Genomic DNA, 17027 nt, shown 5'->3' on the forward strand with positions numbered 1-17027 from the left:
GGGCGGCCATCGGCTGGGCACTGTTCACCATGGTCGTGCTCCACCTGATCAGCTCACGCGATCCGGTGTTCGACACGCTGTCCAGCTACGCCTACGTCGATCGCGGCACGGGCATGCTCGGCGCCAGCGTGCTCTCCCTGTCCATCGGCTCGCTCACCGCGCTCGGCGCGCTGGCCGCGGCGGGAATCCCGCTCAGCCGCACCACGAAACTGTTGTTCGTGCTGTGGTCGCTCGGGCTGGCGGCGGCCGCGATCTTCCCGGCGAGCTACCCCGAATTCCCGGATCCGGTCAGCGGCGAGATCCACCTGTACGCCTGCCTCATCGCGTTCCTCAGCCTGCCCGCCGCCGGATTCACCCTGCGCGACAACCTGCGCGGCACGCCGGCGGCCAAGCTGGTCGGCCGTCTGGCGTGGGGCAGCGCGGCCGGGTTGATCGTCTTCGGGCTCAGCTTCATCTTCGTCCGCCTGTCCGACATCCCGTTCTTCAAGACGCTCACCGACATCGCGCCGGTCGGCGTCATGCAACGGGTTTCGCTGGTGGCGCACGTGATCCTGATCGCCGGGATGCTGAAGGTCGCGTCAGCGGCGCACCGCGTCGGCGAATTCGGGGGCGTAACCGTAGAGACCGGGCAGCCCGCCCGTGTGCAGGAAGACAACGTGCTCGTCGGGCGCGAAGTGGCCTTCGGCGGCCCACTCGATCAGCGCGGCGCCCACTTTGCCGGTGTACACGGGATCGAGCGCGATCCCTTCCGTGCGACCGAAAAGCCGCACCGCGTCCCACGTCCCGGCGGTCGGGATCCCGTAGCCGGGGCCGATCGTGCGGTCGTCGATGCGCAGACCGTCGAGTGACGGCGGCTCGCTCCCGAGCAGTACGGAGGCCGCGATGGTGAGGTCGGCAAGATTGTCGAGGGCTTCGTCGACCGGATGGCTGACGCAGGCGATGTCCAGCGTCAGCCAGTCGAGGTCCGCCGTTCCGACGATGAGGCCGGCGGAGGTCCCGCCGCTGGCGTGCGGGGCGACCAGCCGCGCCTTGGCGATGCCCAGTTCGCCGAGCTGCCCGGCGATCTCCCGCGCGGCCGCCACGTACCCGAGCGCTCCGACGCCGTCGGAACCGCCGACGGGGAACGTGGCCACCTCGCGGCCCTCGGCCGCGGCCTCGGTGATCAGCCACTCGTAGGTCCTGCCGGTCTCCTCGCCGTCGCGGCAGATGTGTACGTTCGCGCCGAAGAGATGGTCGAGGGACACGTTTCCGGACCGTTCGTACGCGTCACCTTCGCGAGGGACCTTCGCCGTCAGCACGAGCTCGCACCGCAATCCGAGCTTCGCGCAGGCCGCGGCGGTCTGGCGGCCGTGGTTGGTCTGCAGCGCGCCGAAGGTGATCACCGTGTCGGCGCCGTTTTCGATCGCCGCGCCGAGCAGGAACTCGAGTTTGCGCAGTTTGTTCCCGCCCACGCCGAGTGGATGCATGTCGTCCCGTTTGAGCAGCAGGTTCGGCAGGCCGAGGGCCTCGCCCAGCCGCGGTGCCGGATGCAGCGGCGTGGGGTAGCCGCCGAGGTCGACGCGGGGAAAGCGATCGAGGTTCATGAACGGCACGCTACCCGGTGGTATCGTTCGTTTGAACGAACGATACAGCAGGGGGAGCCCATGACCACCTCGAAGGCGGACCTCGCGTTCACCGGCCTGGCCGAACAGGCCTCGATGCTCGCCACCGGAGCCACGACGTCGGTCGAGCTCACGCGTCTGGCGCTCGAAAAGGCCGAGGCCAGCCAACCCGTTCTCAACGCCTTCAAATGCCTCCGCGCTGAAGAAGCCCTTCGCGAGGCAGAGGAGGCGGACCGAAGGCTCGCCGCAGGCGAGACCGCTCCCCTGCTGGGGGTTCCCACCGCCATCAAGGACGACCTCGACGTCACCGGTTTGCCGACGGCGTTCGGCTGCGAAGGCGACTTCGCCGCCGCGACGACGGACTCCCCGCCGGTCGCCGCGCTTCGCCGGGCGGGCGCGGTGCTCATCGGCAAGACCAACACCCCCGAACTCGGCCAGTGGCCGTTCACCGAAGGCCCGGCGTTCGGCGCGACCCGCAATCCGTGGGACACCGAGCGCACGCCGGGCGGTTCCTCCGGCGGCGCGGCGGCGGCCATCGCGTCGGGGGTGATCGCCGCCGCGCTGGGTTCCGACGGGGCCGGGTCGATCCGGATCCCCGCCGCGTGGACCGATCTGGTCGGGATCAAACCGCAGCGCGGCCGCGTCCCGACCGAACGCGAGCTCTTCCACGGGCTGACCGTGGTCGGCCCGCTCGCGCGCACCGTCGCCGACGCGGCCCTGCTGCTCGACGTCGCCGCCGGGACCGGCACCGCGTTCCAGGCGGCCGCCCGCCGCGAACCGGGCCGCCTGCGGATCGGGCTCTCCACCAGGATTCCTTTCACCGCAACGAAAACCCGGCTCGACCAGCAAGCGCACGCGGCCGTCGTCCGGCTCGCGGAACGGTTCGCCGAACTCGGCCACGAGATCGTCGAGGTCGAACCCGACTACCGGCTGATCGGCCTGACCTTCCTGCCGCGTTCGCTCGTCGGCGTGCGTGACTGGTCCCGTCGCGTCCCGGACCAGGCGCGGCTCGATCCGCGCACGCGCGCCAACGCCCGGCAGGGCTCGGCGCTGGCCGGACCGGCCCTGCGGCTCGCCCGCGCCACGGAACCGTTGCTGCAACGGCAGATCGGCTCGGTGTTCGGCCGGGTGGACGTCGTCCTCACGCCGACCACGGCCACGCCACCACCGCGGATCGGCAGTTTCGACGCGCTCTCCGGCTGGCAGACCGATCAGGCCATGATCGCCGCGTGCCCCTACGCTTGGCCGTGGAACGTGCTGGGCTGGCCGGGCGTCAACGTCCCCGCCGGGCTGAGCCGGGAAGGACTGCCGCTCGGCGGGCAACTGCTCGGCCCCTCGCACGCCGAGGAACGGCTGATCTCGCTGGCCGCGCAACTGGAAGAGGTCGAACGGTGGCAGGACCGCAAACCCGAGACCGCTTGGTGAACACCCGCGAAGCCATCCTCCACGCCGCGCTCAAGGTGGTCGGGGAACAGGGCGTCGGCGGGCTGACCAACCGCCGGATCGCGACCGCGGCCGGTGTCTCGCTCGGCACGCTGACCTACCACTTCCCCAGCCAGACCGCGTTGCTGCGTGAGGCGATGCTGCTGTTCGTCGAAGAAGAGACCGCGAAGCTGACCGGATTCGTCGACGCGTACCGCGAGCAGGGCTTGAGCGTCGAGCAGGCCGCGTCGGTGGTGGAGCAGGTCATCGCGCAACTGCCCTTCGGCACCGACGAACTCGGCGCGCACGAGCTGTACCTGCAGGCCGCGCGCGACCCCGGGCTCCAGGACGCGGCCGCCCGGTGTTTCGCCGCTTACGACGAGCTGGCGCTGGTGATCCTGAAAACGCTCGGCGTGCCGTCGCCGGAGCGCCTGACCGGCCCGGTCGTCGCGCTGATCGCCGGCCTGCAGTTGCGCAGGCTGGCCACGGGCGACGACGGCGTCGAGGTGGCGCAGTCGTTGATGATGCTCGTCCGCGGCGCGTCATGAGCGGTCCGCCGATCGTCAAGGGGACGGCGGCGTGGAGGTACTTCGGCGACTTCCGGGCCGGGCTGCTGGCGGGCCAGGTGCTGGTGTTGCAGGTCGCGCATCCGGTCGTCGCGGCCGGGGTGCGGGATCACTCCGACTACGTCGAAGATCCGTGGACCCGGCTCATGCGCACGGCCGCGTCGCTGTCCATCTACATCTATGGCGGCCCCGAGGGCGCCCGTTACGAGGCGGATCGGCTGCGCGAGTTGCACCGGTCGTTCACCGGTGTCGACGACGACGGCCGCCGCTACAGCGCGCTGAACCCGCACGCGTACGCCTGGGTGCACGCCACGCTCGTCATGGTTCCCGTTGACACACAACGGTTCTACGGAACTCCGATGACTCCGTCCGAATTGGACGAATACTACGCGCAGATGTGCGACGTCGGACGGCTTCTCGGTCTGCGAGAGCAGGACATGCCACCGACATGGCCGGAATTCGAGCGGTACTACGCGGAGATGATCGACGGTTTCGGCCCGAACGAGACGATCGCGACGTTGTTCGAAACGATCCGCACGGTGAAGAAACCGTGGCGATGGCTGCCCGACCAACGCTGGACCCGGCTTCAGCGATGGCAACATCGGGGGCAGATGTTCGTCATCCGCGCCACGCTGCCACCCGCGTTCCGCGATCGCCTCGGTCTACAGTGGACAGGCCGGGACCAGCGCCGGTTCGACCGGTTCAGCGCGGCGGTGCGGCTGGTCGGCGGCCTGGTGCCGGTGACGTTGCGGTCTGCGCTCGTGCGCCGGATCGGCAGGCTCAACGTCTGGTTCCGGGCGCACCCCCGCGCCTATCGGCTCCTCGGCGGTTAGTCCGCTAATCGCGCTTTCGGGTGCGGGCGTAATGGGCGCGGGCCTTCGCCCGGTTGCCACAGCGCGCCATCGAGCACCACTGGCGCGAACGCCGGGGTGAGGCGTCGCAGAAGCGCAGGCCACAGTCGTCGGCGGCGCAGATCCGGACCGCGATGGCCTCGGTCGCGAGGTCGATCGCGTCGGCCGCGAGCGCGCCGAGAGCAGCGACGACCGACACCGGCCTCAGCTCCTTGACCGGCTTGCCGTCGTCGTAACTCAACCACGGCGACGGCGCATCGGACGCCATCTCGTTGACCAGGAGGACATCCGGCGGCCGCGGCTCCCCCAACAGCACGTTGTCGACGGCTTCCCGCAAGGCCCGTGCGGCCGACAGTTCCCCCACGCTCGCCCCAGCGACGGCGAAGCCCATCAGCCGCAGCCATTCCGCGAGGGCGGCGGGGCCGGTGAGCAGCTCGCGGCCTTCCTCGTGCCGCTCGCGCACGGTGTTCACGAGGTCGAGACACGGTCGCCCGCCGTCGAAGACCCACTCCATCCCAGGATTCTAACCCTTGCCATCGGTTAGGACGCCGGTCTAACTTCTAACCCCATGAACCGGTTAGACAGCGAGACCGCTTCGGTCGACGACATCCGCCTGCACTACCTGCGCGCCGGAGAGGGCCCCGCGCTCTTCCTTCTGCACGGTTGGCCGCAGACGTCCTTCTGCTGGCGCGAGATCATCGGCGAACTGGCCGAAACGCATACCGTCATCGCCCCTGACCTGCGCGGCTACGGAAAATCGGACAAGCCACGCGACGGCTACGACAAACGTACGATGGCGGCGGACGTCGCCGCCCTCGCCACCCACCTGGGTTTCGAGCGGGTTTCCGTCGTCGGGCACGACCGCGGTGGTCGGGTCGCCCACCGCTGGGCACTGGACCGGCCCGATCAGGTCGACCGGCTCGCCGTCCTCGACATCATCCCCACCAGGGAACTCTGGAAACGCCTCGATACCGGGATCGGCCGCGCCTACTGGCACTGGCTGTTCCACCTCCAGCCGGATCTGCCGGAACTGCTCGCCGGCCGGGACATCGCCGCCTATCTCGGTTATTTCTTCGAACGCTGGACCCATCAGCGGCAGGGCCTGAGCCGGGAGGCCGTCGACGAATACGTCCGCGCGTTCTCCGCGCCGGGCGCCCTGCGAGCCGGCTTCGACGACTACCGCGCGTCCTTCCCGCACGACGCCGAAGCGGACGACGCCGATTTCGACGCGGGTCGCCGCCTCGAACTCCCCGTGCTGGCGCTGTGGGGAGCGAGCGGTCTCCTGAGAAAGCTGCCGACACTGGAGATCTGGAAGGACTACGCGAACGACGTCTCCGGTACGGCGATCGAAGAATGCGGCCATTTCCTCGCCGAAGAACGCCCTCGCGCCCTGCTGGAAAACCTGAAACCGTTTCTGCTCAGCTGAATCCCCCACCTGCGGTAAGGGGTGCGGTCCCCTTTACGGGGGACCCCGGTTCACCCCGCGCCGTGACGCTTTCCCGGACCATCGTCGTTAACTTCGGCCGGGATGGGGAATTCACCGAGGGGGCGGCGCACGACGCCGTTGGTCATCGCCCGCGTACTCGTGCTCTGCGCGCTGGCGTCCTTGCTGCTGGGCGGCACGGCCCAGGCGGACGGCGTGTCGAGCGGCGCGGACGTCCAAGTCGCGCAGACACTGGGCACCCGTGATCTCACGGTCATCCTGCGCCGGATGGACATCGCGCCAGGGCCGCTGCACGTCGACGTCGTCACGCACACCGGAAGCGCGCCGGGAACGCTGAAACTGCGCGCGTCGGCCGCCGGGGCGACGTTTTCCGAAACCACCGTGCGGCTGGACGGCAAACCCGGCGCGCATTCCGGGCGGCTCCAGGTCGACCAACCGGGGCCGTGGGAACTCGGTCTCGACGACGGGACGGATACCGCGTCGATCCCGTTCATCGTCCCGGCCAGGGTCATCCCACCGTGGGAGAAGGCCACCTTCGGCGGCTTCGTCGCCGCGGGTGTGTTCCTGGTACTCGGTCTCGTCGTCGCGCTGCGGGTGCGCCGTCCGCAACTCGCGCTGATCCCCGCCGGCGGGATGGTCGCCGCGCTCGCGGTCGCGATCACCGGCGCGATGCTCTCCGCGTCCACCCCGCCGCCGCCCGCGCCCGGTACGGCGCTGGACCCGACGATCGACAACATCCAGGACCCGTACGCGAACGCGCAGATGTCCACTGTGGACTTCTCCCGGCCACCGGTGAATCTGGCCGTGCGTTCGCCGAACGCGCGATCGGGGGCGCTCGCCGAGGTCCGGGTCGCGCTCGCCGACGGCGCGACCGGCCGGCCCGTCGACGACCTTTTGGTGCACGACAACGCTTTGATCCACCTCGTCGTCATCTCGCCGACGGGCAGGCTCTGGCATCTGCATCCGGTGCGGGTCGGCCCCGGTGACTACCGGGTGAAGTTCACCCCGCCCGAGGCCGGGACCTACGCCGTCGCCGCGGAACTCGCCCGTCGAGGCGGCGGCGTGCAACTGGCCCGCACCACGCTGAGCGTCGCGACCGGAACGGACTCTCCCGCCGAACCCGTGCCCGCCGGAGCGGGAAAGCGAGTCGTGCAAGGGAACCCGATCGACGTCGAGGTCCGGCAGGGGAAACCGACCACGATCACCGCGCGGTTCGGGAAGGCGGATCTCCAACCCTGGCTGGGCATGCTCGGCCACCTGATCGTCGTCGGCCCGATCACCGGCGACAGCCGGGTCGGCGCGGATGCCGCTGCCGCGCCGACCTGGGCCCATGTGCATTCGATGATCCCGCAATCGCCTGGGATGCCGGGAAAACCGGATGAGACCGTCGCCGCGTACGGCCCCGACGTCCCGTTCACCTACACCTTCTCCACACCCGGCAAGTACCGGATCTGGGTGCAGGCCGAACGCGATTACACGGTGCTGACCGTGCCCATGCAGATCGAGGTCCCGGCGGAAGGGGCACCTCAGTGATTTCCACAGTGGACAGACGTAAGCCCGTCCTGCTGATCTCCGTGGTCGCGGTGCTCGCGGTGGCGATCGTGGCCTGGCTGGTGTGGCCGAGCGGCGGCGGGGCGCAGGTCCAGCGCTCGACGCAGGGCCCGTACACGGTGCAGCTGTCGGTCGAAGATCCGCATCAGGGCGGCAACGTCTTCACGCTGACCGTCACCGGCGCCACGCCGGACGTCGTCACCCTCGAACCCGTGATGCCGCAGATGGGGCACGCGCTCGCCCCGTCACCCGCGATCGCGGAAGGCCCGGGGAGGTTCCGCACCGGCGACGTCCTGCTGCCGATGTCGGGGCAATGGGAGATCACCGTTTCACTGCGCGGGCCGTCCGGCGCCACGCAGCACGTTTTTCCTTTGCTGGTCAAGTAAAGAGAGGGAGGTCGGGGGTATGGATCTCACCGCGGGAGGGGCGAGGACCGTCTCGGTGGCACGCAGTGAACGCACCGGTCTCGTACCGGCGGGCACCGTGCTGGCCGGATCGGTGATCTCGCTGATCGGGCTGACCTGGGACATCCAATGGCACGGCGACGTCGGCCCGGACACGTTCTTCACGATGCCGCATCTGTTCCTGTATTCGGGCAGCGCGATCTCCGGGCTCGCGAGCCTCGTGGTCGTGCTGATGACCACGGCCGCGCGCCGGGCGGGCCGCCCGGTCGACGCGCGCGTCGGCGGCCGCGCGATCAACGTCTTCGGCAAGGTCTTCGCCGCACCGGCCGGCTATCTGGTGACCGGCACCGGCGCGGCGATGTTCCTGCTGTACGGCCTGTGGGACCAGTGGTGGCACGGTCTCTACGGCTTCGACGCGGTGATCGACTCGCCGCCGCACATCGGGCTGCTGCTGTCGATCACGCTGAGCATCATCGGCACGGTCATGGTGTTCGCGGCCGCGCGGGAGCACCGTTGGGGCACCGTCGGCGTGGTCGGCAGCCTCGGTGTGCTGATCGCGTTCAGCACGGTGACCGTGCTGGGGTTGCAGCAGGTCGACGTCGACGGGCTCGACGTCGTCTCCGTGGGCATCGCGTTGCTTTCGGTGCTGCTGGTCTCCGCGGGCGCCGGATTCTGGGCGCGGCCCGGCGGCGCGGTCCGGGTCGCCGCGGCGCTGGCGGTCATCCAGGCGATCACCTGGTGGTTCTCGCCGTGGGCAGCGGAGGCGTACGCGGGAGCCGTCGGCCTGCCGATGCGCGACTACATCGACGGCGTTCCGGCGATGCCTTCGATGATGCCGATGGCGCTGCTGCCGATCGCGGCCGTACTCGAAGCGGTGTACCTGCTTTCGCGGCGCGGCTGGTCCACGGGCCGCGTTTCGGTGCTGGCAGGCGCGGTCGGCGGCCTCCTGGTCGGCGCGAGCATGCCGATCCAGAACGCGATCGTCTACGGCGCCGACCGGATGCCGTGGGCGGTCGTGTTCGCGACGGCGGGCGCCGGCGCGGTGGTCGGGCTGCTCGGCGGGTTCGCCGGGTGGCGCTTCGGTGGGATGCTGGGGCTGCTCGCCCCGGCGAAGGGGGACAACGCGCATGCGTAAGACACTGCTGGCCCTGGCGGCCGCGATCGGCTTGCTGTTCGCGACCACGCCGGCGGCGAACGCCTACGAACCGGTGAACATCGTCCACACCGAACGGGTCCAGGTCGGACCGTACGGGATGACGGTCGGCTTCAGCACGTGGCCGTTGCGCGCCATGCAATCGCTGGACTTCACGTTCATCCCGGACGACGGGATCGCCGGGAAGTCGGGGACGCTCGCGTTCGTCAATCCGGAGACCGGGCGGCTGGGCCGTCCGCAGCCGCTCGCGAAGCATCCGCGGAAACTGGAGGTGTGGGGACTGGACATCCGCGCCCTGCAGACGCAGGGCTCGTGGACGTTCCGGTTCGAGATCGAGGGACCCGCGGGCAAGGGCACGGGAGAACTGCGGGAGCTGGCGGTACTCGAACAGCCGGGACCGCCGATGGCGGTGAGCTGGTCGATCAGCCTGATCCCGCTGATCGTCCTCGCCGTGCTGATCGCCGTCGCCTGGCGCAGGACGAAATCCAGGCTGCGCGGGAACGGGCTCCCCGCCACGGTGTGACTTGAAGTGACCGAAGATCGGATGGCTCGCGTGTCCCGATGGGCACGCGAGCCGTTCGTCATGGGCTCAAATCGAACTGTCCGGCTTTGACCGCCACGAGGAAGGCGTTCCACTCACCGGCATCGAAGACGAAGACGGGACTTTGGGCCAGCTTGGTGTCACGGACCCCCACCAGGCCTTCTTTGCCGAGGTTGACCTCGACGCAGTTCCCCCCGTTGGGCTCACTCGCGAAGGACTTCTCCCACGCGGAGTCGTCGAACAGCGACACGGCCGTGGTCGGATCGTAATCCGCCGCCGATGGATAATCGGCCATTGGTCGTACCTCCGAACGTCGGTCGGGGGTGCGGGCCGCGACCTGCGCGAACCGTCACCGTCCCGGCTTCTCCCTGCCTCAACGGGACTATCCCGCACGGCCAAGTGGGTGATCAACTCCGCCCACCCTCGACATGAAGATTATTCCAGGAGTAGGATTAATCGCAGCGGCCGGGGCTCGGTTGTTGGTGATTCGCTCGCAGCACGCGGACACCCCGGCGACGGACGTCACCGGGTGCGTCAGCAGGGAGTTTCGCCGTTCCGGCAGGCCACCGACGGCAGGTGACCGGCAGGGACACCCACCCCGCGGCGCATGACCACCCACCGCCGACCTCGTGGGGGAGGATCAGCGTGATCATTCAGGACACCATGCCGGCGACGGTACTCGCCGTCGGCAGGCTCATGGCCGGGACAGCGGGCGAAAGCCGCCGCTCCGCTCATCTCTTCGACTTGCACACCGGGGGTTCGCACCCCGAGTTCCTGCACGCCCGCTGCGGCGCGGCGATGCCGTACGACCACCTGGAATGGGTTCCCGTCGGTTCGGGGATGCCCTGTGAGCGTTGTCTCGGCCTCGCCGGTTCGGCCGACCAGGCGCGGTTGCCGCGTCCGAGCCGGGGGGTGTGACCGTCGTGGCCGTCCGTCTCACCACGCTGCTGTTCCGCCGTGAGGACGAACGCCTGGCCTCGGCGAAGCATCACCACCGCACCATCGGGCTCGAACTGCGTCAGCGGTTCGGGTTCAGCCTCATCCAGGCACCACTGCGCAAACAGCCGCCGTGGAACTCGGAAGTCGATTCGCCCGGCTCGCACCGGGACCTGATCAGGACCGGCCGGCCGCTCGAAGGTCAGTTCGAGCTGACGCCCCTGATCGGGCATCTGACCGGCCGGGCCTGACCGCTCAGGGCTTGCGGCCCAGCCCGCCGAGCCCGCCGGTGAAGGTCGGGTCGTCCGCGAACCGGTCGCTCGCCCGGGAATCCGCTTCGTCGAGGTGCCAGGTGGCCATCCAGTCGATGCCGGGCTCCACCAGCTCCAGCCCGTCGAAGAACGCGGTGAACTCCGCGCGCGACCGCAGATGGAACGGCGCGCTCGTCTTCTTGTACAGCTCCTGGACGTTCTCCCGGTTGTCGCCTTCCTTACGGGTGACCCCGTCCTCCGTCAGATGCGACGACAGGAAGTACGAACCCGACGGCAGGAAATCGAGATACCGCTGGACCATCTCGTGGACGGGCTCCTCCGGGCCGAGGAAGTACAGCAGGCCGACCATGACCAGCCCGATCGGCTGCCGCGGGTCGAGCACCCCGGTCTCGAGGGCGCGTTTCCAGATGTCGGCGGGATCCCGCACGTCGCCCTGCAGGACCGCGTGCCGCCCGAGCAGCCCCTCCCGTTCCAGCAACAGCTGGGAATGCGCGACGGCGACCGGCTCGATGTCGACGTAGACGACCCGGCTGTCCGGATTGACCGCGCTCGCGATCTGGTGGACGTTGCCGACGGTGGGCACCCCGGAGCCGATGTCGAGGAACTGCGTGATCCCCTGGCGTGCCAGATACCCCACACCGCGGCCGAGGAAGTCACGGCCGACCCGGGCGAACGTCTTGACCTCCGGGAACTGCTTCAGCACCTGCGAGCCGAACTCGCGGTCGATCGCCCAGTTGGCCGAACCGCCGAGGAACCAGTCGTACACCCTCGCCACGTTGGGTCGTTCGAGATCGACCCCTTCGGGGGCCACCGGGTCGATGGGGTCCTGCTGCGTCGTCATACCGTCACACCTCGTCAGAAACCGGGTTTGCGGGCGACCCCGCCGATGGCGCAGTTAAGCGCAGGCGAGTGGGGATCGTCCAGCCGCCATGCGCCGACCGGGACCAGACCCGGTGCCACGAGGTCGAAATCACCGAAGAAACCGAGGATCTCTTCCTTGTCGCGGAAGGACGCGGGCGTGCTCGACTGCTCGTACTGCTTCACGACGCGCTGGACCTGTCCCAGCTCGTCGCCTTCCACATCGGACAGCGTGACGTGGGACAGGACGTAGAAGGAGCCCGCGGGCAGCAGGCGCCGGTAGCGCGCGATGACGCCGTCGAGCCCGGGGCCGGGCACGAAATGCAGGACCGCGACGGTGAGCAGGGCCACCGGTTTCGCCGGATCGAGCACGCCGGTGTCGATGGCGCGTTCCCAGATGTCGTCCGCGTCGCGCAGGTCGCCGCCGAGCACCGCGTGCCTGGCGGGATCCCCGTTCCGCTCCAGCAGGATCCTGGCGTGCGCCACGGCGACCGGTTCGTTGTCGACGTACACGCACCGGCTGTCGCCGTCGACGTCGTCGGCGATCTCGTGGACGTTGCCGACCGTCGGCACGCCGGAGCCGAGGTCGAGGAACTGGTTCACGCCGTGCTCGGCGCAATACCGCACCGCGCGGCCGAGGAAGGCGCGGTTGGCCCTGGCGAGCGAGCGGATGAGCGGGAACGCCTTGACCAGTTGCTCGCCGAATTCCCGGTCCACCGCCCAGTTCGCGGTTCCGCCGAGCGCCCAGTCGTAGATCCGGGCGGCGTTGGGCCGCTCGAGATCCACGCCGTCGGGCAGGAATCGCGGGTCCATCTCAGGATTGCATCTGGGTTCTGTACAGCTCGGCGAGTTCCTTGAGGAACTGCCGGGTCTCCTGGCGCTCCAGCGCGGCGCCGCGCAGCCGGTCCCAGGAGTCGACGAAGATGTTGAAGTCCTTGACGTCGTCGAGGTACAACCCGCCCGCGGAATGTTCGATGTAGACGAAATCCCTGGTGCGATCGGGAAACCGCATGATGGTGAAATCGTTGGGCACCGCGGCGAGCCGCGCGCCGAACGGCAACACGTGCACATACACGCGCGGATGCTTGTCCAGCGCCAGCAGATGCTCGACCTGGTCCAGCATCACGGCCGGGGCGGAGCCGCCCGGAGCGCGGCGCAAGGCGCCTTCGCTGATGATGAACCGGTAGTAGGGCGGCTGCTGCTGTTCGAAGACGGCCTTGCGGTCCAGCCGGTTGCGAACCAGTGAGGTCACGTCGGTGGCGCCCGCTTCGGTGAACTGCTTGAGCATGTAGTGCTCGGACTGCAACGGGCCGGGGATGCGCTCGCCGTGCCAGGTGAGGATCTCCGCGGCCGCGGGTTCGAGGTCGGTGAAGGTGCGGAACCAGTGCGGCACCACGGATCGGTAGCCGGACCAGTGGCCGCGCTGCCCGGCCGCGGCGCGGGCCAGGTTCATCAACGTGTCGGCCTCGTCGCCGTTGATCCCGAACGCGTTCAGCATGGATCGCACATCCCCGAGCTTGACCCCGACGGCACCGGACTCGATCTTGTTGACCTTGCCCTGGGTGCAGCCGAGAACCTCGGCGACCTGCTGCTGTGTCATCCGCGCGGCGTTGCGGGCATGCCGGAGCTCGTTTCCGAGCTGCTTCCGGCGCGAGGTGACGGTGCTGGCCATCGCCTTGCTCTCCCGGACCTCATAACCAGGACCGCGGCTGCCCGCCGTCCTGCGCGCGAATACTCGAACCCACCCAGGGTACTTCACCTTGCGGGGTTCGATGATGACATTGCGCAGCGTTCCAGGAAACGGCCGAAAACACCAGTCACCTGGTACGTCACCCTGGTGGCGGAGCGATCTCGTCACATTTCGGGCACGCCGGTCGGGCATAGTGACCGAGTGGACCAATCCCCCTTCGCCAGGCAGGTCTCCGACGGTGTCTTCGGGTACGTCCAGCCGGACGGATCGTGGTGGATCAACAACTGCGGCTTCGTCGCCGCGGGCGATCACACCGTGGTGATCGACACGTGTTCCACCGAACGGCGTACCAAGGCGCTGCTGGCGACGGCGGAATCGGCGGGCGGGGCGCCGGTGACCACCGTGGTCAACACGCATCACCACGGCGACCACACGAACGGCAACCACCTGGCGGCCCACGCCACGATCGTCGGCCATCGGAAGACGCGCGAGGTGATGGTCGCGACCGGGATCAACACCTACGAGAACTCGTTCACCGGCAACGACTGGGGCCATCTGGAGCTGCGGCCGCCCGAGGTGCTGTTCGACGACCGGCTGACCGTGCACGCCGGCGACGTCCGGCTGGAGCTGATCCACCCTGGACACGCCGCGCACACCACCAACGACGTCCTCGTCTGGCTGCCGGAGCGGCGGGTGCTGTTCGTCGGCGACCTGATCTTCAACGGCGGCAGCCCCTTCGCGCTGATGGGCTCGCCTGCCGGCTGGCGGAAGGCACTGGACCTGGTCCGCGAGCTGGAGCCGGAGACGATCGTCCCGGGCCACGGCCCGGTATGCGGTCCCGAAGCGATCGACGTCGTCGACGGATACCTGGGTTTCCTGCAGAAACTCGCTTCACACGGGAAGGCCGCCGGGCTGACGCCGCTTCAGGCCGCTCGCGAAGCGGATCTCGGGCCCTACGCGGCACTGTCCGAACAGGAACGGCTTCCGGCGAACCTGCACCGGGCGTATGCCGAACTGGACGGGCTGGCGTGGGGCGCGCCGATCGACCTGGGGGCCGCGCTGGCGGACATGGTCACCTTCAACGGCGCACCGATCCGGTGCTTCTCGTGACACGCTCCTGCCGCTCGGGTGTTCCCAATGTCGCATTAGAGACGCTCAGTGTCCCCAATGCGGCACTGGGAACCCTCGAACCCCAGCGTGCCGCCGCGAGCACCAGGTGAGCCGAGTTGTCCACAGGCCGGCCAGGTTGTGGACAACTCCCGGTTGATCCGTTCTCGCCCCGGCGCCGTATCCCTCGACGGGGATAGGCTCGGCACGGGAATCGAAGCGGAAGGGTGCGGATGAGCAAGAAGGCGAGCATCGGGGTCACGGGCCTGGCGGTCATGGGCCGCAACCTGGCCAGGAACCTGGCGAGGCACGGGCACACGGTGGCCCTGCACAACCGTTCCGAGCAGCGGACGAAGGAACTGGTCGAGCAGTTCGGCGACGAAGGCGACTTCATCCCGGCGTATTCGGCGCAGGAGTTCGTCGACGCGCTGGAGCGGCCACGCCAGGTCGTGATCATGGTCAAGGCCGGTGCGCCGACGGATGCCGTGATCGACGAGTTCGTCCCGCTCCTGGAAAAGGGCGACGTGATCGTCGACGCGGGCAACGCGCACTTCGCGGACACCCGGCGCCGCGAGGCCGCGCTGCGCGAGAAGGGCATCCACTTCGTCGGCACCGGAGTGTCCGGCGGCGAGGAGGGCGCGCTGCACGGGCCGAGCATCATGCCGGGCGGGTCCAAGGAGTCGTACCAGTCGCTCGGGCCGCTGTTCGAGGACATCTCGGCGAAGGTCGACGGCGAACCGTGCTGCACGCACGTGGGCGCGGACGGCGCCGGGCATTTCGTGAAGATGGTGCACAACGGCATCGAGTACGCCGACATGCAGCTGATCGCCGAGTCGTTCGATCTCCTGCGCGGTGCGGGCGGATACTCCCCCGCGGAGATCGCCGAGGTGTTCCGCACCTGGAATTCGGGGCGGCTCGACTCGTACCTGATCGAGATCACCTCGCAGGTGCTGGCCCACACGGACGCCTCTTCCGGCAAGCCGTTCGTCGACATCGTGGCGGACCAGGCGGAGCAGAAGGGCACCGGTCGCTGGACCGTCCAAATCGGACTGGATCTGGGCGTGCCGATCAGCGGCATCGCCGAAGCCGTGTTCGCGCGTTCGCTGTCCGGCTCGTCGAACCTGCGTGAGGCCTCCCGCGGCCTCGGCGGTCCCTCGCGCGCTCCGCTGACAGGGTCCGCTTTGGACACCTTCGCGGACGACGTCGAGCAGGCGCTGTACGCGTCGAAGGTGGTGGCGTACGCCCAGGGCTTCAACCAGATCCAGGCGGGCGGCGCCGAATACGGCTGGGACATCGACCTCGGCAAGGTCGCGTCCATCTGGCGCGGCGGCTGCATCATCCGCGCGAAGTTCCTGAACGACATCACGGCCGCGTACGCCGAAGAGCCCGCGTTGCCGACGCTGCTGACCTCGGGCGGCTTCCGCAAGGCCGTCGAGGACGCCCAGGACTCATGGCGTTCGGTGATCTCGACGGCAGTACGGCTCGGCATCCCGACCCCGGGCTTCTCGACCGCGCTCGCCTACTACGACGGTCTGCGCGCGGAGCGGCTTCCCGCCGCGCTGGTGCAGGGGCAGCGGGACTACTTCGGTGCCCACACGTACCGCCGCGTCGACCGCGAAGGTTCGTTCCACACCGCCTGGGCAGCCGACGGCCGCCCCGAGTCCTCCGCCTGACAGTTCCCGTGTGGCTGGACGGACGATGCGCGCGTCGTCCGCCCAGCCACACGTGACGTCCGCCCAATCACGCCCGACGTCCGCCCAATCCCACGTGACGTCCGATTCGGCACGAGAGTCGTCGCCCTCCGCCGACGGAGGGCAAACCGCGAGAGGGCCTTCACGCGGCCAACAGGACAAAGGCGACGAACACCAGCACGGTGAGCGCGACCCGTGTCATTTCCCGCGTGCGGCGACGATCTCCGCCAGCGCCTGCAGGATCAGCTTCTCGGTCTTCTCCTTCGTGAGTCCGAGCCCGGTCAGCAGGTCGTCGCCGAGTTCGAACAGGGCCAGCAGGATGTGCTCGGTGCCGATGTAGTTGTGCCCGAGCCGCAGCGACTCCCGCATGGTCAGCTCCAGCGCCTTCTTCGCCTGCGCGCCGAACGCCATCTTCGCCGCCTCCGCCGGTTCGTCGGCGGGTTCCGGCAGCCTCGCCTCCGCGGCCTCGCGGACGGCTTCGAGAGTCACCTTCTGCGCCACGATCGCCCCGGCGGCGAGCGCGGCCGGCTCGGAGAGCAGGCCGAGGACCAGGTGCACAGGCTCGATCTGCGGGCTCTTCGCCGAGACCGCCGCGTCCCGTGACGCGACGACGACCTGTCGCGCGCGATCGGTGTAGCGGCTGAACACCTTCACCAGGTCTTCGAGCGAAGAACCACTGGAGTCGACAAAGCGCTTCTGGGCGGCCTGTTTGGACACCCCCATGTTCTTGCCGATTTCGGTCCAGGACGCACCGGAGCGGCGCGCCTGGTCGACGAAGTGGCCGATCAGATGGTCGGCCACTTCGCCGAGGTGCTCGCCGAGGTAGACCGCGTCGGAGAGCTGGCCGAGCACGTCGCCGTCGGGATGCTGCTGCTTGATATGGGAGATGAGGTCGTCGAGCCGGACTGGATTCGTCATGTCGTCAACTTTAGGTTGACGC

Annotated in this window: 19 protein-coding genes and 1 pseudogene; 13 read left to right on the top strand and 7 right to left on the bottom strand. The window is 69.1% G+C overall.

The window, feature by feature from the left end; all coding sequences use genetic code 11:
* Positions 1 to 29 precede the first annotated feature (29 nt).
* A pseudogene (locus tag CVV72_RS26855) lies at positions 30 to 500 on the top strand (DUF998 domain-containing protein); the annotation flags it as partial.
* 78 nt (positions 501 to 578) lie between these two features.
* Here CVV72_RS26855 and CVV72_RS26860 read toward each other — a convergent pair.
* A complete protein-coding gene (locus CVV72_RS26860; RefSeq protein WP_219146293.1) occupies positions 579 to 1583 on the bottom strand; it encodes a D-cysteine desulfhydrase family protein in 1005 nt (334 codons plus the stop codon).
* Between the two features lie 60 nt (positions 1584 to 1643).
* Here CVV72_RS26860 and CVV72_RS26865 point away from each other — a divergent pair, with 60 nt between their 5' ends.
* The 3 genes from CVV72_RS26865 to CVV72_RS26875 are packed head-to-tail and all read left to right on the top strand — an operon-like array spanning position 1644 to position 4422.
* The gene (locus CVV72_RS26865) at positions 1644 to 3026 is read left to right on the top strand and encodes an amidase (RefSeq protein WP_219146294.1); all 1383 of its coding nucleotides are present in this window, start codon (positions 1644 to 1646) and stop codon (positions 3024 to 3026) included.
* Positions 3023 to 3571: a TetR/AcrR family transcriptional regulator gene (locus CVV72_RS26870; protein WP_219154148.1), complete on the top strand. Its 549-nt coding sequence runs from the start codon at positions 3023 to 3025 to the stop codon at positions 3569 to 3571. Before CVV72_RS26865 ends, CVV72_RS26870 begins: the two co-directional genes overlap by 4 nt.
* Complete coding sequence (locus CVV72_RS26875; RefSeq protein ID WP_219146295.1) at positions 3568 to 4422, top strand: oxygenase MpaB family protein; 855 nt, start codon at positions 3568 to 3570, stop codon at positions 4420 to 4422. Before CVV72_RS26870 ends, CVV72_RS26875 begins: the two co-directional genes overlap by 4 nt.
* A 4-nt stretch (positions 4423 to 4426) precedes the next feature.
* Here the strand turns inward: CVV72_RS26875 and CVV72_RS26880 are convergent, their stop codons facing one another.
* Entirely contained in the window at positions 4427 to 4954 is a 528-nt protein-coding gene (locus tag CVV72_RS26880; RefSeq protein WP_219146296.1) for an ABATE domain-containing protein, read from the bottom strand.
* A 54-nt stretch (positions 4955 to 5008) separates the two neighbouring features.
* Here CVV72_RS26880 and CVV72_RS26885 point away from each other — a divergent pair, with 54 nt between their 5' ends.
* The 5 genes from CVV72_RS26885 (at position 5009) to CVV72_RS26905 (ending at position 9515) form a co-directional block, all read left to right on the top strand.
* Positions 5009 to 5866 (top strand): alpha/beta fold hydrolase, encoded by an 858-nt coding sequence (locus CVV72_RS26885; protein WP_219146297.1) that lies wholly within the window; start codon positions 5009 to 5011, stop codon positions 5864 to 5866.
* Positions 5867 to 5968: 102 nt separating this feature from the next.
* Complete coding sequence (locus CVV72_RS26890) at positions 5969 to 7417, top strand: hypothetical protein (protein WP_219146298.1); 1449 nt, start codon at positions 5969 to 5971, stop codon at positions 7415 to 7417.
* The gene (locus CVV72_RS26895) at positions 7414 to 7821 is read left to right on the top strand and encodes a FixH family protein (RefSeq protein ID WP_219146299.1); all 408 of its coding nucleotides are present in this window, start codon (positions 7414 to 7416) and stop codon (positions 7819 to 7821) included. Before CVV72_RS26890 ends, CVV72_RS26895 begins: the two co-directional genes overlap by 4 nt.
* Positions 7822 to 7840: 19 nt before the next feature.
* The gene (locus tag CVV72_RS26900; protein WP_219146300.1) at positions 7841 to 8974 is read left to right on the top strand and encodes a hypothetical protein; all 1134 of its coding nucleotides are present in this window, start codon (positions 7841 to 7843) and stop codon (positions 8972 to 8974) included.
* Positions 8967 to 9515, top strand: a complete 549-nt coding sequence (locus CVV72_RS26905) for a hypothetical protein (protein ID WP_219146301.1) — start codon at positions 8967 to 8969, stop codon at positions 9513 to 9515. Before CVV72_RS26900 ends, CVV72_RS26905 begins: the two co-directional genes overlap by 8 nt.
* Positions 9516 to 9573: 58 nt before the next feature.
* On the opposite strand, the gene CVV72_RS26910 is transcribed toward CVV72_RS26905, so the two are convergent.
* Positions 9574 to 9828, bottom strand: a complete 255-nt coding sequence (locus tag CVV72_RS26910; protein WP_034310466.1) for a DUF397 domain-containing protein — start codon at positions 9826 to 9828, stop codon at positions 9574 to 9576.
* Positions 9829 to 10178: 350 nt separating this feature from the next.
* On the opposite strand from CVV72_RS26910, the gene CVV72_RS26915 reads away from it, so the two are divergent.
* Positions 10179 to 10451: a hypothetical protein gene (locus tag CVV72_RS26915; protein ID WP_034310462.1), complete on the top strand. Its 273-nt coding sequence runs from the start codon at positions 10179 to 10181 to the stop codon at positions 10449 to 10451.
* A complete protein-coding gene (locus CVV72_RS26920; RefSeq protein ID WP_219146302.1) occupies positions 10448 to 10720 on the top strand; it encodes a hypothetical protein in 273 nt (90 codons plus the stop codon). Before CVV72_RS26915 ends, CVV72_RS26920 begins: the two co-directional genes overlap by 4 nt.
* A 4-nt stretch (positions 10721 to 10724) precedes the next feature.
* Here the strand turns inward: CVV72_RS26920 and CVV72_RS26925 are convergent, their stop codons facing one another.
* Genes CVV72_RS26925 through CVV72_RS26935 form a run of 3 tightly spaced genes read right to left on the bottom strand, consistent with a single transcriptional unit; the run spans position 10725 to position 13271 of the window.
* On the bottom strand, positions 10725 to 11582 hold the full coding sequence (locus CVV72_RS26925) for an SAM-dependent methyltransferase (protein WP_219146303.1): 858 nt from the start codon (positions 11580 to 11582) through the stop codon (positions 10725 to 10727).
* Between the two features lie 14 nt (positions 11583 to 11596).
* A complete protein-coding gene (locus CVV72_RS26930; protein ID WP_219146304.1) occupies positions 11597 to 12412 on the bottom strand; it encodes an SAM-dependent methyltransferase in 816 nt (271 codons plus the stop codon).
* Between the two features lies 1 nt (position 12413).
* The gene (locus CVV72_RS26935; RefSeq protein WP_126733165.1) at positions 12414 to 13271 is read right to left on the bottom strand and encodes a helix-turn-helix transcriptional regulator; all 858 of its coding nucleotides are present in this window, start codon (positions 13269 to 13271) and stop codon (positions 12414 to 12416) included.
* Between the two features lie 219 nt (positions 13272 to 13490).
* On the opposite strand from CVV72_RS26935, the gene CVV72_RS26940 reads away from it, so the two are divergent.
* Both CVV72_RS26940 and gndA read left to right on the top strand, forming a co-directional pair.
* Entirely contained in the window at positions 13491 to 14399 is a 909-nt protein-coding gene (locus tag CVV72_RS26940; protein ID WP_219146305.1) for an MBL fold metallo-hydrolase, read from the top strand.
* 230 nt (positions 14400 to 14629) lie between these two features.
* Positions 14630 to 16069 (top strand): NADP-dependent phosphogluconate dehydrogenase, encoded by a 1440-nt coding sequence (gndA, locus tag CVV72_RS26945; RefSeq protein WP_219146306.1) that lies wholly within the window; start codon positions 14630 to 14632, stop codon positions 16067 to 16069.
* 216 nt (positions 16070 to 16285) lie between these two features.
* On the opposite strand, the gene CVV72_RS26950 is transcribed toward gndA, so the two are convergent.
* Complete coding sequence (locus tag CVV72_RS26950) at positions 16286 to 17005, bottom strand: Clp protease N-terminal domain-containing protein (protein ID WP_219146307.1); 720 nt, start codon at positions 17003 to 17005, stop codon at positions 16286 to 16288.
* Positions 17006 to 17027 lie beyond the last annotated feature (22 nt).

This window comes from Amycolatopsis sp. TNS106, from assembly GCF_019330265.1.
Lineage (GTDB): Bacteria > Actinomycetota > Actinomycetes > Mycobacteriales > Pseudonocardiaceae > Amycolatopsis > Amycolatopsis lurida.

Coding starts and splice junctions, on each gene's coding strand:
- CVV72_RS26925 (WP_219146303.1), bottom strand. CDS start 11,582: ATGACGACGCAGCAGGACCCCATCGACCCGGTGGCCCCCGAAGGGGTC.
- CVV72_RS26865 (WP_219146294.1), top strand. CDS start 1,644: ATGACCACCTCGAAGGCGGACCTCGCGTTCACCGGCCTGGCCGAACAG.
- CVV72_RS26860 (WP_219146293.1), bottom strand. CDS start 1,583: ATGAACCTCGATCGCTTTCCCCGCGTCGACCTCGGCGGCTACCCCACG.
- CVV72_RS26900 (WP_219146300.1), top strand. CDS start 7,841: ATGGATCTCACCGCGGGAGGGGCGAGGACCGTCTCGGTGGCACGCAGT.
- CVV72_RS26950 (WP_219146307.1), bottom strand. CDS start 17,005: ATGACGAATCCAGTCCGGCTCGACGACCTCATCTCCCATATCAAGCAG.
- CVV72_RS26910 (WP_034310466.1), bottom strand. CDS start 9,828: ATGGCCGATTATCCATCGGCGGCGGATTACGATCCGACCACGGCCGTG.
- CVV72_RS26880 (WP_219146296.1), bottom strand. CDS start 4,954: ATGGAGTGGGTCTTCGACGGCGGGCGACCGTGTCTCGACCTCGTGAAC.
- CVV72_RS26905 (WP_219146301.1), top strand. CDS start 8,967: ATGCGTAAGACACTGCTGGCCCTGGCGGCCGCGATCGGCTTGCTGTTC.
- CVV72_RS26930 (WP_219146304.1), bottom strand. CDS start 12,412: ATGGACCCGCGATTCCTGCCCGACGGCGTGGATCTCGAGCGGCCCAAC.
- gndA (WP_219146306.1), top strand. CDS start 14,630: ATGAGCAAGAAGGCGAGCATCGGGGTCACGGGCCTGGCGGTCATGGGC.
- CVV72_RS26885 (WP_219146297.1), top strand. CDS start 5,009: ATGAACCGGTTAGACAGCGAGACCGCTTCGGTCGACGACATCCGCCTG.
- CVV72_RS26935 (WP_126733165.1), bottom strand. CDS start 13,271: ATGGCCAGCACCGTCACCTCGCGCCGGAAGCAGCTCGGAAACGAGCTC.
- CVV72_RS26875 (WP_219146295.1), top strand. CDS start 3,568: ATGAGCGGTCCGCCGATCGTCAAGGGGACGGCGGCGTGGAGGTACTTC.
- CVV72_RS26890 (WP_219146298.1), top strand. CDS start 5,969: ATGGGGAATTCACCGAGGGGGCGGCGCACGACGCCGTTGGTCATCGCC.